The sequence below is a fragment of the Escherichia sp. WS3063 genome, assembly GCF_046486595.1.
In the GTDB taxonomy this organism is placed as follows: Bacteria; Pseudomonadota; Gammaproteobacteria; order Enterobacterales; family Enterobacteriaceae; genus Escherichia; species Escherichia coli.
The window spans coordinates 13,859-26,284 of record NZ_JBJQKY010000042.1; the positions used below are offsets into that span (position 1 = coordinate 13,859).

Annotated in this window: 25 protein-coding genes and 1 pseudogene; 1 reads left to right on the top strand and 25 read right to left on the bottom strand. The window is 50.1% G+C overall.

What is annotated here, in order from left to right; all coding sequences use genetic code 11:
* Window positions 1–23 precede the first annotated feature (23 nt).
* The 22 genes from secY to rpsJ form a co-directional block, all read right to left on the bottom strand.
* Complete coding sequence (gene secY, locus ACJHYW_RS24070) at window positions 24–1,355, bottom strand: preprotein translocase subunit SecY (RefSeq protein ID WP_001118861.1); 1,332 nt, start codon at window positions 1,353–1,355, stop codon at window positions 24–26.
* 7 nt (window positions 1,356–1,362) lie between these two features.
* Window positions 1,363–1,797, bottom strand: a complete 435-nt coding sequence (gene rplO / locus ACJHYW_RS24075; protein WP_001238917.1) for a 50S ribosomal protein L15 — start codon at window positions 1,795–1,797, stop codon at window positions 1,363–1,365.
* A 3-nt stretch (window positions 1,798–1,800) separates the two neighbouring features.
* Window positions 1,801–1,980, bottom strand: coding sequence for a 50S ribosomal protein L30 (gene rpmD, locus ACJHYW_RS24080; RefSeq protein WP_001140433.1), 180 nt, complete (start codon window positions 1,978–1,980; stop codon window positions 1,801–1,803).
* A 3-nt stretch (window positions 1,981–1,983) separates the two neighbouring features.
* Window positions 1,984–2,487 carry a 30S ribosomal protein S5 gene (gene rpsE, locus ACJHYW_RS24085; protein WP_000940121.1) on the bottom strand — a complete coding sequence of 168 codons (504 nt, stop codon included), beginning with the start codon at window positions 2,485–2,487 and terminating at the stop codon, window positions 1,984–1,986.
* A 14-nt stretch (window positions 2,488–2,501) separates the two neighbouring features.
* A complete protein-coding gene (gene rplR, locus ACJHYW_RS24090) occupies window positions 2,502–2,855 on the bottom strand; it encodes a 50S ribosomal protein L18 (protein WP_000358960.1) in 354 nt (117 codons plus the stop codon).
* A gap of 9 nt (window positions 2,856–2,864) precedes the next feature.
* The gene (rplF, locus tag ACJHYW_RS24095) at window positions 2,865–3,398 is read right to left on the bottom strand and encodes a 50S ribosomal protein L6 (protein ID WP_000091945.1); all 534 of its coding nucleotides are present in this window, start codon (window positions 3,396–3,398) and stop codon (window positions 2,865–2,867) included.
* 12 nt (window positions 3,399–3,410) lie between these two features.
* Window positions 3,411–3,803 (bottom strand): 30S ribosomal protein S8, encoded by a 393-nt coding sequence (gene rpsH / locus ACJHYW_RS24100; RefSeq protein WP_000062611.1) that lies wholly within the window; start codon window positions 3,801–3,803, stop codon window positions 3,411–3,413.
* A gap of 33 nt (window positions 3,804–3,836) precedes the next feature.
* The gene (gene rpsN / locus ACJHYW_RS24105) at window positions 3,837–4,142 is read right to left on the bottom strand and encodes a 30S ribosomal protein S14 (RefSeq protein WP_001118930.1); all 306 of its coding nucleotides are present in this window, start codon (window positions 4,140–4,142) and stop codon (window positions 3,837–3,839) included.
* A gap of 14 nt (window positions 4,143–4,156) precedes the next feature.
* Window positions 4,157–4,696 (bottom strand): 50S ribosomal protein L5, encoded by a 540-nt coding sequence (gene rplE, locus ACJHYW_RS24110; protein ID WP_001096200.1) that lies wholly within the window; start codon window positions 4,694–4,696, stop codon window positions 4,157–4,159.
* 14 nt (window positions 4,697–4,710) lie between these two features.
* Window positions 4,711–5,025, bottom strand: coding sequence for a 50S ribosomal protein L24 (gene rplX, locus ACJHYW_RS24115; protein WP_000729185.1), 315 nt, complete (start codon window positions 5,023–5,025; stop codon window positions 4,711–4,713).
* A 10-nt stretch (window positions 5,026–5,035) separates the two neighbouring features.
* Window positions 5,036–5,407, bottom strand: a complete 372-nt coding sequence (gene rplN / locus ACJHYW_RS24120) for a 50S ribosomal protein L14 (RefSeq protein ID WP_000613955.1) — start codon at window positions 5,405–5,407, stop codon at window positions 5,036–5,038.
* Between the two features lie 164 nt (window positions 5,408–5,571).
* Window positions 5,572–5,826 carry a 30S ribosomal protein S17 gene (gene rpsQ, locus ACJHYW_RS24125; RefSeq protein WP_000130100.1) on the bottom strand — a complete coding sequence of 85 codons (255 nt, stop codon included), beginning with the start codon at window positions 5,824–5,826 and terminating at the stop codon, window positions 5,572–5,574.
* Window positions 5,826–6,017, bottom strand: a complete 192-nt coding sequence (gene rpmC / locus ACJHYW_RS24130; RefSeq protein ID WP_000644741.1) for a 50S ribosomal protein L29 — start codon at window positions 6,015–6,017, stop codon at window positions 5,826–5,828. Before rpmC ends, rpsQ begins: the two co-directional genes overlap by 1 nt.
* Window positions 6,017–6,427 (bottom strand): 50S ribosomal protein L16, encoded by a 411-nt coding sequence (rplP, locus tag ACJHYW_RS24135; RefSeq protein ID WP_000941212.1) that lies wholly within the window; start codon window positions 6,425–6,427, stop codon window positions 6,017–6,019. Before rplP ends, rpmC begins: the two co-directional genes overlap by 1 nt.
* Window positions 6,428–6,439: 12 nt before the next feature.
* Window positions 6,440–7,141, bottom strand: a complete 702-nt coding sequence (rpsC, locus tag ACJHYW_RS24140) for a 30S ribosomal protein S3 (RefSeq protein ID WP_000529945.1) — start codon at window positions 7,139–7,141, stop codon at window positions 6,440–6,442.
* A 17-nt stretch (window positions 7,142–7,158) separates the two neighbouring features.
* Window positions 7,159–7,491: a 50S ribosomal protein L22 gene (rplV, locus tag ACJHYW_RS24145; RefSeq protein WP_000447529.1), complete on the bottom strand. Its 333-nt coding sequence runs from the start codon at window positions 7,489–7,491 to the stop codon at window positions 7,159–7,161.
* A 14-nt stretch (window positions 7,492–7,505) separates the two neighbouring features.
* On the bottom strand, window positions 7,506–7,784 hold the full coding sequence (rpsS, locus tag ACJHYW_RS24150; protein ID WP_001138117.1) for a 30S ribosomal protein S19: 279 nt from the start codon (window positions 7,782–7,784) through the stop codon (window positions 7,506–7,508).
* 16 nt (window positions 7,785–7,800) lie between these two features.
* Complete coding sequence (gene rplB, locus ACJHYW_RS24155; RefSeq protein ID WP_000301864.1) at window positions 7,801–8,622, bottom strand: 50S ribosomal protein L2; 822 nt, start codon at window positions 8,620–8,622, stop codon at window positions 7,801–7,803.
* A 17-nt stretch (window positions 8,623–8,639) separates the two neighbouring features.
* The gene (gene rplW, locus ACJHYW_RS24160; RefSeq protein ID WP_000617544.1) at window positions 8,640–8,942 is read right to left on the bottom strand and encodes a 50S ribosomal protein L23; all 303 of its coding nucleotides are present in this window, start codon (window positions 8,940–8,942) and stop codon (window positions 8,640–8,642) included.
* Window positions 8,939–9,544: a 50S ribosomal protein L4 gene (gene rplD, locus ACJHYW_RS24165; RefSeq protein WP_000424395.1), complete on the bottom strand. Its 606-nt coding sequence runs from the start codon at window positions 9,542–9,544 to the stop codon at window positions 8,939–8,941. The genes rplW and rplD overlap by 4 nt, the downstream gene beginning before the upstream one ends.
* 10 nt (window positions 9,545–9,554) lie before the next feature.
* Complete coding sequence (rplC, locus tag ACJHYW_RS24170) at window positions 9,555–10,184, bottom strand: 50S ribosomal protein L3 (protein ID WP_000579833.1); 630 nt, start codon at window positions 10,182–10,184, stop codon at window positions 9,555–9,557.
* Between the two features lie 32 nt (window positions 10,185–10,216).
* A complete protein-coding gene (gene rpsJ / locus ACJHYW_RS24175; protein ID WP_001181004.1) occupies window positions 10,217–10,528 on the bottom strand; it encodes a 30S ribosomal protein S10 in 312 nt (103 codons plus the stop codon).
* Between the two features lie 378 nt (window positions 10,529–10,906).
* Between rpsJ and ACJHYW_RS24180 the strand changes: the two genes are divergently transcribed.
* Window positions 10,907–11,374: a prepilin peptidase gene (locus tag ACJHYW_RS24180; protein ID WP_000340159.1), complete on the top strand. Its 468-nt coding sequence runs from the start codon at window positions 10,907–10,909 to the stop codon at window positions 11,372–11,374.
* On the opposite strand, the gene bfr is transcribed toward ACJHYW_RS24180, so the two are convergent.
* From bfr to tuf, 3 genes and pseudogenes are all read right to left on the bottom strand, one after another.
* Window positions 11,371–11,847 (bottom strand): bacterioferritin, encoded by a 477-nt coding sequence (gene bfr / locus ACJHYW_RS24185; protein WP_000675515.1) that lies wholly within the window; start codon window positions 11,845–11,847, stop codon window positions 11,371–11,373. The two genes, ACJHYW_RS24180 and bfr, sit on opposite strands and share 4 nt — an antisense overlap.
* Before the next feature lie 72 nt (window positions 11,848–11,919).
* Window positions 11,920–12,114 carry a bacterioferritin-associated ferredoxin gene (gene bfd, locus ACJHYW_RS24190; RefSeq protein WP_000289090.1) on the bottom strand — a complete coding sequence of 65 codons (195 nt, stop codon included), beginning with the start codon at window positions 12,112–12,114 and terminating at the stop codon, window positions 11,920–11,922.
* Between the two features lie 182 nt (window positions 12,115–12,296).
* Window positions 12,297–12,426 (bottom strand): annotated as a pseudogene (gene tuf / locus ACJHYW_RS24195) (elongation factor Tu); the annotation flags it as partial.

Here is a 12,426-nt window from a genome sequence, read left to right on the forward strand (position 1 = left end):
TCCGTAACTTCTCGGGCGACCAATTATCGGCCGTAGCCTTTCAGGTTCGCCTTCTTCAATGCAGACTCATACTGACTGGACATCATCAGAGTTTGCACTTGAGCCATAAAGTCCATAATCACGACAACAACGATAAGCAGTGAGGTCCCACCGAAGTAGAACGGTACTTTCATTGCATCACGCATGAACTCCGGGATCAGGCAGATAAAGGTAATGTACAGCGCACCAACCAGGGTCAGGCGGGTCATTACTTTATCGATATACTTCGCCGTTTGCTCTCCCGGACGAATTCCTGGTACAAATGCACCGGACTTCTTCAGGTTATCTGCTGTTTCACGCGGGTTGAAAACCAACGCCGTGTAGAAGAAACAGAAGAAGATGATTGCAGACGCATAGAGTAACACATAAAGCGGTTGCCCAGGCTGCAAATACAGCGAAATTGTTGTCAGCCAGTTCCAACCAGTACCGCCCCCGAACCATGACGCGATGGTCGCCGGGAACAGAATAATACTGGAAGCGAAGATTGCCGGGATTACCCCCGCCATATTCACTTTCAGCGGTAAATGTGTGCTCTGTGCAGCATAGACACGACGACCTTGCTGACGTTTCGCGTAGTTTACCACAATGCGGCGTTGACCACGCTCAACAAATACAACAAAGAACGTCACTGCAAATACTAATACTGCAACCAACAGCAACACGAGGAAGTGCAGGTCGCCTTGACGCGCTTGCTCGATAGTATGGGCAATGGCTGGCGGGAGTCCCGCGACAATACCGGCGAAGATAATAATTGAAATACCGTTGCCGATACCTCGTTCAGTAATCTGTTCGCCCAACCACATCAGGAACATGGTTCCTGTGACCAGACTTACAACAGCGGTGAAGTAGAATGCAAAGCCCGGGTTAATGACCAGGCCTTGCATACCAGGCATATTCGGCAGACCGGTAGCAATACCGATCGACTGGAATATTGCCAGCACCAGAGTACCGTAGCGGGTGTACTGGCTGATCTTACGACGACCAGACTCCCCTTCTTTCTTAATTTCTGCCAACGTTGGGTGAACCACTGTCAGCAGCTGGATAATGATCGATGCCGAAATATACGGCATGATCCCCAGAGCAAAGATAGAAGCACGGCTGAGAGCACCACCAGAGAACATGTTAAACATTTCAATGATGGTGCCTCGCTGTTGCTCAAGCAGTTTGGCAAGTACAGCGGCATCAATACCAGGGATCGGAATAAAAGAGCCAATACGGAACACAATCAGCGCACCGATAACAAACAGCAGTCTGCGTTTCAGCTCGCCTAAGCCACCTTTGGCACTTTGAAAATCTAATCCCGGTTGTTTAGCCATCTGCTACTTATTCCTCGATTTTACCGCCAGCAGCTTCGATAGCAGCACGAGCGCCTTTAGTAACACGCAGGCCACGAACAGTTACCGGAGTAGTTACTTCGCCAGCCAGGATCACTTTCGCGAACTCGATCTGGATACCGATAATGTTAGCCGCTTTCAGCGTGTTCAGGTCTACAACACCGCCTTCTACTTTAGCCAGGTCAGACAGACGAACTTCGGCTGTAATCGCTGCTTTACGAGAAGTGAAGCCGAATTTCGGCAGACGACGGTACAGAGGCATCTGACCACCCTCGAAACCGCGACGTACGCCACCGCCAGAACGAGACTTCTGACCTTTGTGACCACGACCACCGGTTTTACCGAGGCCAGAACCGATACCACGCCCCAGGCGTTTACCCGCCTTTTTGGAGCCTTCGGCCGGAGACAGAGTATTTAAACGCATCTCTTACTCCTCAACTTTAACCATGAAGGAAACCGCGTTGATCATACCGCGAATAGCAGGAGTATCCTCGCGCTCTACGGTGTGACCAATACGACGCAGACCCAGGCCAAGCAGCGTTGCCTTGTGTTTCGGCAGACGACCGATTGCACTGCGGGTTTGAGTAATTTTAATAGTCTTTGCCATGGTTTATTTCCCCAGAATTTCTTCAACGGATTTACCACGCTTGGCAGCGACCATTTCTGGAGAATTCATATTTTCCAGGCCATCAATAGTTGCACGAACCACGTTGATCGGGTTGGTGGAACCATATGCTTTTGCCAGAACGTTATGAACCCCAGCGACTTCCAGAACGGCGCGCATTGCACCACCGGCGATGATACCGGTACCTTCGGAAGCCGGCTGCATGAATACGCGAGAACCCGTGTGAACACCTTTAACAGGGTGTTGCAGAGTGCCGTTATTCAGCGCGACGTTAATCATATTGCGACGGGCTTTTTCCATCGCTTTCTGGATCGCTGCTGGAACTTCACGCGCTTTACCGTAACCAAAACCAACGCGACCGTTACCATCGCCAACTACAGTCAGAGCTGTGAAGGAGAAAATACGACCACCTTTAACGGTTTTAGATACGCGGTTTACCGCGATCAGCTTTTCCTGCAGTTCGCCAGCTTGTTTTTCGATGTGAGCCATCTTACACCTCTACCTTAGAACTGAAGGCCAGCTTCACGGGCAGCATCTGCCAGTGCCTGGACACGACCATGATATTGGAACCCGGAACGGTCAAAGGATACATCTTTGATGCCTTTTTCCAGAGCGCGTTCAGCGACAGCTTTACCCACAGCTGCAGCCGCGTCTTTGTTACCGGTGTACTTCAGTTGTTCAGCGATAGCTTTTTCTACAGTAGAAGCAGCTACCAGAACTTCAGAACCGTTCGGTGCAATTACCTGTGCGTAAATGTGACGCGGGGTACGATGTACCACCAGGCGAGTTGCGCCCAGCTCCTGGAGCTTGCGGCGTGCGCGGGTCGCACGACGGATACGAGCAGATTTCTTATCCATAGTGTTACCTTACTTCTTCTTAGCCTCTTTGGTACGCACGACTTCGTCGGCGTAACGAACACCCTTGCCTTTGTAAGGCTCAGGACGACGGTAGGCGCGCAGATCCGCTGCAACCTGGCCGATCACCTGCTTATCAGCGCCTTTCAGCACGATTTCAGTCTGAGTCGGACATTCAGCAGTGATACCCGCAGGCAGCTGATGGTCAACAGGATGAGAGAAACCCAGAGACAGGTTAATCACATTGCCTTTAACCGCTGCACGGTAACCTACACCAACCAGCTGCAGCTTCTTAGTGAAGCCTTCGGTAACACCGATAACCATTGAGTTCAGCAGGGCACGCGCGGTACCAGCCTGTGCCCAACCGTCTGCGTAACCATCACGCGGACCGAAGGTCAGGGTATTATCTGCATGTTTAACTTCAACAGCATCGTTGAGAGTACGAGTCAGCTCGCCGTTTTTACCTTTGATCGTAATAACCTGACCGTTGATTTTTACGTCAACGCCGGCAGGAACAACGACCGGTGCTTTAGCAACACGAGACATTTTTTCCTCCGATTAGGCTACGTAGCAGATAATTTCGCCACCAAGACCAGCCTGGCGCGCTGCACGATCAGTCATAACACCTTTAGAGGTAGAAACAACTGCGATACCCAGACCCGCCATAACTTTCGGCAGCTCATCTTTACGTTTATAGATGCGCAGACCTGGGCGGCTGACACGCTGAATGCTTTCTACAACAGCTTTGCCCTGGAAATACTTCAGAGTAAGTTCCAGTTCAGGCTTGGTGTCGCCTTCAACTTTAAAATCTTCAATAAAACCTTCTTCCTTCAGCACGTTGGCGATTGCCACTTTCAGCTTGGAGGAAGGCATGGTGACCGCAGCTTTGTTCGCGGCCTGACCGTTACGGATACGGGTCAGCATATCCGCGATCGGATCTTGCATGCTCATCTGTCTTTACTCCCGTGATTCAATTGGTGACAATTACCAGCTAGCCTTTTTCAGACCCGGGATTTCACCGCGCATAGCGGCTTCACGGACCTTAATACGGCTCAACCCGAACTTCCGCAGGAAACCATGCGGACGACCTGTTTGACGGCAGCGGTTACGCTGACGAGACGGGCTGGAATCACGCGGCAGAGTCTGCAGCTTGAGAACAGCGTTCCAACGATCTTCGTCGGAAGCGTTCACATCAGAGATGATCGCTTTCAGTTCAGCGCGTTTCGCGAAGTATTTATCAGCTAAAGCTACGCGTTTTACTTCGCGTGCTTTCATTGATTGCTTAGCCATTTAGTAACCCTACCTTACTTGCGGAACGGGAAGTCAAAGGCAGCCAGCAGAGCGCGGCCTTCTTCGTCAGATTTCGCAGTAGTGGTAATGGTAATATCCAAACCACGAACGCGGTCGACTTTATCGTAGTCGATTTCTGGGAAGATGATCTGCTCACGGACACCCATGCTGTAGTTACCACGACCGTCGAAAGACTTAGCGGACAGGCCACGGAAGTCACGGATACGAGGTACAGCAATAGTGATCAGGCGCTCAAAGAACTCCCACATGCGTTCGCCACGCAGAGTTACTTTACAGCCGATCGGATAGCCCTGACGGATTTTGAAGCCTGCAACAGATTTGCGTGCTTTGGTGATCAGCGGTTTTTGACCGGAGATTGCTGCCAGGTCTGCTGCTGCGTTATCCAGCAGTTTTTTGTCAGCGATCGCTTCACCAACACCCATGTTCAGGGTGATCTTCTCGACCCGAGGGACTTGCATGACAGAATTGTAGTTAAACTCAGTCATGAGTTTTTTAACTACTTCGTCTTTGTAGTAATCATGCAGTTTCGCCATCGTACTACTCCAAATTACTTGATAGTTTCGCTGTTAGACTTGAAGAAACGGACTTTTTTACCGTCTTCGAATCTAAAGCCTACACGGTCAGCCTTGCCGGTTGCCGCATTGAAGATTGCTACGTTGGAAACCTGAATAGCGGCTTCTTTTTCAACGATGCCACCCGGTTGGTTCAGGGCCGGAACCGGCTTCTGATGTTTCTTAACCAGGTTGATACCTTCAACAATGACCTTGCCGGAAGACAGGACATTCTTAACTTTACCGCGTTTACCTTTATCTTTACCGGTTAACACGATAACTTCGTCATCACGACGGATTTTCGCTGCCATGATTCGCTCCTTAGAGTACTTCTGGTGCCAGAGAGATAATTTTCATGAACTTCTCACTACGAAGCTCACGAGTTACCGGCCCAAAAATACGCGTACCGATAGGCTGCTCGCTGTTGTTGTTCAGAAGAACACAAGCATTACCATCGAAGCGAATGACAGAACCGTCCGGGCGACGAACACCCTTCTTGGTGCGCACCACTACCGCCTTCAGCACATCACCTTTTTTGACCTTACCACGCGGAATTGCTTCTTTGATGGTGATCTTGATGATGTCGCCTACGCCTGCGTAGCGACGGTGCGAGCCACCCAGAACCTTGATACACATTACGCGACGTGCACCGGAGTTGTCGGCGACGTTCAGCATAGTCTGTTCTTGGATCATTTTAGTGCTCCGCTAATGTCAACTACTACTGAGACCCGAAAATCAGGTCGTTAAAAATCCCCATATCGAGGGCGCGGCATTATAACACCGCTTCAAGGATATGGGTAGAAAAAATAAACGGCTCATTTCTGAGCCGTTTATTCGTATCGAGAGAGTGTACTGTATTACAGAACCGCTTTCTCTACAACGCGAACCAGCGTCCAGGATTTAGTCTTGGACAGCGGACGGCATTCGCGGATTTCAACCACGTCACCGATACCGCATTCGTTGTTCTCGTCATGTACGTGCAGTTTGGTCGTACGCTTGATGAATTTACCGTAGATCGGGTGTTTCACAAAACGTTCGATAGCAACAACAATGGATTTCTCCATTTTGTCGCTAACAACGCGACCTTGCAGAGTACGGATTTTATCGGTCATTACGCACCCGCCTTCTCGTTCAGTAAAGTCTTAACGCGTGCGACATCGCGACGCACTTGCTTCAACAGGTGAGACTGTTGCAGCTGGCCACTTGCAGCCTGCATACGCAGGTTGAACTGCTCACGCAGCAGGTTCAGCAGCTCGGTGTTCAGCTCTTCAACGCTCTTCTCACGCAGCTCTTTTGCTTTCATTACATCACCGTCTTAGTTACAAAGGTGGTTTTAATCGGCAGTTTCGCTGCTGCCAGCTTGAATGCTTCACGGGCCAGCTCTTCCGGAACACCGTCCATTTCATACAGGACTTTACCCGGCTGAATCAAGGCAACCCAATACTCCACGTTACCTTTACCTTTACCCATACGCACTGCCAGCGGCTTTTCAGTGATCGGTTTGTCCGGGAACACACGGATCCAGATCTTACCTTGACGCTTAACTGCACGGGTCATAGCACGACGTGCTGCTTCGATCTGACGGGCAGTCAGACGACCACGGCCAACAGCTTTCAGACCGAAGCTGCCGAAGCTAACATCCGTACCCTGCGCCAGACCGCGGTTACGGCCTTTGTGCATTTTACGGAATTTTGTACGCTTTGGTTGTAACATCAGCGACGCTCCTTATTTACGGCCTTTACGCTGCTGCTTTTTAGGCTGAGCAGCCGGTTTTTCCGGTTGTTCAACAGCAGCCATACCACCCAGGATCTCGCCTTTGAAGATCCACACTTTAACGCCGATTACACCGTAAGTGGTGTGCGCTTCAGAGGTGTTGTAGTCGATGTCAGCACGCAGAGTGTGCAGCGGTACGCGACCTTCGCGGTACCATTCGGTACGTGCGATTTCCGCGCCGCCCAGACGGCCGCTAACTTCAACTTTAATACCTTTAGCGCCCAGACGCATTGCGTTCTGTACAGCACGCTTCATAGCACGACGGAACATAACGCGACGTTCCAGCTGAGAAGTGATGCTGTCAGCAACCAGTTTTGCGTCCAGTTCAGGCTTACGAACTTCGGCGATGTTGATCTGTGCAGGAACGCCAGCGATGTCCGCTACGACCTTACGCAGTTTTTCTACGTCTTCACCTTTTTTACCGATAACGATACCCGGGCGAGCAGTGTGAATGGTTACACGGATGCTCTTAGCCGGACGCTCGATAACGATACGAGATACGGACGCTTTAGCCAGTTCCTTAGTCAGGTACTGACGTACTTTAAAATCGCTGTCCAGGTTGTCAGCGAATTCTTTGGTGTTCGCAAACCAGGTAGAGTTCCATGGTTTTACAATACCCAGGCGAATACCATTAGGATGTACTTTCTGACCCATTGCTAGTCTCCAGAGTCTCAGCGATCGGACACAACCACAGTGATGTGGCTGGTGCGCTTCAGGATGCGATCTGCACGACCTTTTGCACGCGGCATAATGCGCTTCATGCTCGGGCCTTCGTCTACGAAAATTTTCGTAACTTTCAGATCGTCAATGTCAGCGCCATCGTTGTGTTCAGCGTTAGCAATGGCAGATTCCAGAACTTTCTTGACCAGTACAGCCGCTTTCTTGTTGGTGTAGGTCAAAATATCCAGAGCCTGCGACACTTTCTTACCGCGAATCAGGTCAGCAACAAGGCGAACCTTCTGAGCAGAAGAACGAGCATGGCGATGTTTAGCGATAGTTTCCATCTCTTCCTCCTACCTTATTTCTTCTTCGCTTTTTTATCAGCAGCGTGGCCGCGATAAGTACGAGTCGGTGCGAATTCACCCAGTTTGTGACCGACCATTTCGTCGGTTACAAATACCGGAACGTGCTGACGACCATTATGGACAGCGATGGTCAAACCGATCATGTTAGGAAAGATCGTTGAACGACGGGACCAAGTGCGCAGGGGCTTCTTGTCTCCGCTTTCCACCGCTTTCTCTACCTTCTTCAGCAAGTGCAGGTCAATAAAAGGACCTTTCTTGAGAGAACGTGGCATGGCTTATCCTCTAAAATTATTTGCTACGGCGACGTACGATGAATTTATCAGTACGCTTGTTGCTGCGGGTCTTCTTACCTTTGGTCTGAACGCCCCACGGAGTTACCGGGTGCTTACCAAAGTTACGACCTTCACCACCACCATGTGGGTGGTCTACCGGGTTCATCGCGGTACCGCGAACGGTCGGACGAACACCACGCCAGCGTGCAGCACCTGCTTTACCCAGAACGCGCAGCATATGCTCAGCATTGCCAACTTCGCCCAGAGTTGCACGGCAGTCTGCTTCTACTTTACGCATTTCACCAGAACGCAGACGCAGGGTGACATAAGCACCATCACGAGCAACGATCTGAACGTAAGTACCAGCGGAACGTGCCAGCTGACCGCCTTTACCTGGTTTCATTTCTACGTTATGAACAGTAGAACCAACCGGGATGTTGCGCATCGGCAGGGTGTTACCTGGTTTGATTGCAGCATCAACGCCAGACTGAATCTGGTCGCCAGCTTTCAGGCCTTTAGGGGCCAGGATGTAACGGCGTTCACCGTCTTTGTACAGAACCAGCGCGATGTTCGCGGAACGGTTCGGATCGTACTCAAGACGTTCAACAACTGCCGGGATACCGTCTTTGTTGCGTTTGAAGTCAACAATACGGTAAGCCTGCTTGTGGCCACCACCGATATGACGAGTGGTGATACGGCCATTGTTGTTACGACCACCGGATTTGCTGTTTTTTTCCAGCAACGGAGCAAAAGGTTTGCCCTTGTGCAGCTCAGGGTTAACCACTTTAACAACGTGGCGACGACCCGGAGATGTCGGTTTACATTTAACAACTGCCATTGTATTACTCCTCCGACTTACTCAGCGCCGCCAACGAAGTCCAGATTCTGGCCTTCTTTCAGGGTGACGTAAGCTTTTTTCCAGTCGCTACGACGACCGATACGCTGTCCGTGACGTTTAACTTTCCCTTTAACTACCAGGGTGTTAACGACTTCGACTTCGACTTCAAACAGTTTCTGCACAGCAGCTTTGATTTCTGCTTTGGTCGCGTCTTTAGCAACTTTGAGTACGATGGTGTTAGATTTTTCCATCGCAGTAGACGCTTTTTCAGAAACGTGCGGTGCACGCAGCACCTTCAGCAGACGTTCTTCACGAATCATGCCAGCATCTCCTCAACTTGCTTAACAGCATCAGCAGTCATTACGACTTTGTCGAAGGCGATCAGGCTAACCGGGTCGATACCAGTTGCATCGCGTACGTCAACCTTGTGCAGGTTGCGCGCAGCCAGGAACAGGTTTTCGTCCAGCTCACCGGTGATGATCAGCACATCTTCCAGAGCCATGTCTTTCAGTTTCTGTGCCAGCAGCTTAGTTTTCGGCGCTTCTACAGAGAACTTCTCGACAACGATCAGACGATCCTGACGTACCAGTTCGGACAGGATGCTTTTCAGCGCGCCGCGGTACATCTTCTTGTTAACTTTTTGACTGTGGTCCTGCGGACGAGCAGCAAAGGTCACGCCACCAGAACGCCAGATCGGGCTCTTGATAGAACCAGAACGCGCACGGCCGGTGCCTTTCTGGCGCCACGGTTTTTTACCGGAACCAGTTACTTCAGCACGAGTCTTCTGAGCACGAGTACCCTGACGAGCACCAGCTGCATAAGCAACAACAACCTGGTGAACCAGCGCTTCGTTGAAATCACGACCGAAGGTAGTTTCGGAAACAGTCAGCGCGCTCTGCGCGTCTTTCAATACTAATTCCATTGCTATCTCCTTACGCCTTCACAGCTGGTTTAACGATCAGGTCGCTACCGGTTGCACCCGGGACAGCACCTTTAACCAGCAGCAGGTTGCGCTCAGCGTCAACGCGTACTACGTCAAGGCTCTGAACGGTTACACGTTCGTTACCCATCTGACCTGCCATTTTCTTGCCTTTGAACACTTTGCCCGGAGTCTGGTTCTGACCGATAGAACCCGGAACGCGGTGAGACAAGGAGTTACCGTGAGTAGCGTCCTGGGTACGGAAGTTCCAGCGCTTAACGGTACCTGCGAAACCTTTACCTTTAGAGGTGCCAGTTACGTCAACTTTTTTAACGTCAGCAAACAGTTCAACGCTAATGCTCTGACCTACAGTGAACTCTTCGCCTTCAGCCAGGCGGAATTCCCACAGACCACGGCCAGCTTCTACGCCAGCTTTAGCGAAGTGGCCAGCTTCAGGCTTGGTCACACGGTTAGCTTTTTTAGCACCGGTGGTTACCTGAATAGCACGGTAGCCATCGTTAGCCAGGTCTTTAACCTGAGTAACGCGGTTTGCTTCAACTTCGATTACGGTTACTGGGATAGAAACGCCGTCTTCTGTGAAGATACGGGTCATACCCACTTTTTTACCGACTAAACCAATCATTGTTTCAACCTCTCAATCGCTCAATGACCTGATTAACCCAGGCTGATCTGCACGTCTACACCGGCAGCCAGATCCAGACGCATCAGAGCATCAACGGTTTTCTCGGTTGGCTCAACGATGTCAACCAGACGCAAGTGAGTACGGATTTCGTACTGATCGCGCGCGTCTTTGTTGACGTGCGGGGAGATCAGAACAGTGAAGCGCTCTTTGCGTGTCGGCAGCGGGATCGGACCACGGACCTGCGCACCAGTGCGCTTGGCAGTCTCGACGATTTCCGCGGTTGCTTGATCGATCAGACGATGATCAAACGCTTTCAGGCGGATACGGATTCTTTGGTTCTGCATGAGACCAGAGCTCCAATTATTTTATAAACGAAAATGATTACTCCTCAGACCCATTACGATTGATGGGAGAGTGTAACCGTTCTTACGTAGCTCCCCGATTGGGAGCATTGTTAGGTAGCCAAATTCGGCTAACTGAGGTTCAGATTGAACCTGCTGTCAACTACGACAAGCCCGCGCATTATACGCAAATCTGAGCCTGACGCAAGCATCGGGTAGAAATTAATCGCAACGCGCAGATTGCGAGCTGTATTCCACGAAATTTGTAAAGTTGTGAAGATAGCGTTTTTCACCGGGACCAGGTTAACAAATCAGCGATTTCTCTGTTGCTGAGCATCCGGAGTTATTCGATGGTGATACTCCAATTACAGAGGATGTTTTATGGACGCTACCCTTCCCTTTCTGATTTTGTACGCTTGTTTATCAGCCCTACTTTTTTTCTGGGATGCAAAGCATGGCTTGTTACCTGACAGATTTACCTGCCCGTTACTCTGGTCAGGTCTTTTGTTCTATCAGGTTTGTAATCCTGACGGTTTAGCCGATGCGTTATGGGGGGCGATTATTGGTTACGGCACATTCGCTGTCATTTACTGGGGGTATCGCATACTGCGTCATAAAGAAGGATTAGGCTATGGTGATGTGAAGTTTCTCGCCGCCCTTGGTGCCTGGCATACATGGACCTTCTTGCCACGACTGGTTTTCCTTGCTGCCTCATTCGCTTGCGGAGCCGTAGTTATTGGTCTGCTCATGAGAGGAAAAGAGTCATTAAAAAACCCGCTGCCGTTTGGGCCATTTCTGGCGGCTGCGGGTTTCGTTGTAGGCTGGGATAGTTTGCTGGCAGGCCGTTAATCTTTAACTTTTATTTGTGATTGCAGGTAATTTTGTAAACCGATTTTACCGATGAGATCCAGCTCAGTTTCGAGCCAGTCAATATGACCTTCTTCATCGGCAAGGATCTCGATCATCATATCACGGCTAACATAGTCATGAACGCTGTCGGCATACGCGATAGCCTCACGGAGATCCTTCGCGCCTTCCAGTTCTAATCGCAGGTCGGATTGCAGCATCTCCTCGACATCTTCACCAATCCCCAGTTTGCCTAAATCCTGTAAGTTAGGGATTCCTTCTAAAAACAAAATACGCTCGATATATTTATCAGCGTGTTTCATCTCATCAATAGATTCATGGTATTCGACGTCATTGAGACGCATCAGGCCCCAGTTTTTAAACATCCGGGCATGGAGAAAATACTGATTGATTGCGACAAGCTCATTTCCCAATAGTTTATTGAGATAATTTATGATTTTAACATCACCTTTCATTTTATAGTCCCTCCGCTTCTACTATTAGAGCGTAGATGGGGCTAGCGGGATGTCAAAAAATAAGCGTGGGCTTCAGGCAATCTCTTTAAATTCTGGCATCTGCATCAACTCGTCCTGCATCACTTCGCGCGCGGCGCGAATGCACTTACCGCATTGATTTCCCACAGGAATAAACTTACGCAATTGTTGGAAAGATTGCGGATGAAACTGACGGACTGCCTGGCGAATTTTTTTGTCACTTACACCATTACACAAACAAACGTACATGATTGCTCCCGTTCAAATTCTGCGCAAAGTGTAAATGAGAATGGTTATGATTACAATAGCACAGTTTTATTTGCGCCATAGTTCAGCGAGTGAAATTACGACTAAATATTTCGAGCTCAAATTACGGGCAGCAAAAAGGGCGCCGAAGCACCCTTTTTAATTCGAAACTAATTAACGTGTAATTAGCCCAGAACTTTAGCAACAACGCCCGCGCCAACGGTACGGCCGCCTTCACGGATTGCGAAACGCAGACCGTCGTCCATCGCGATCGGGTGGATCAGGGTAACAACCATTTTGATGTTGTCGCCCGGC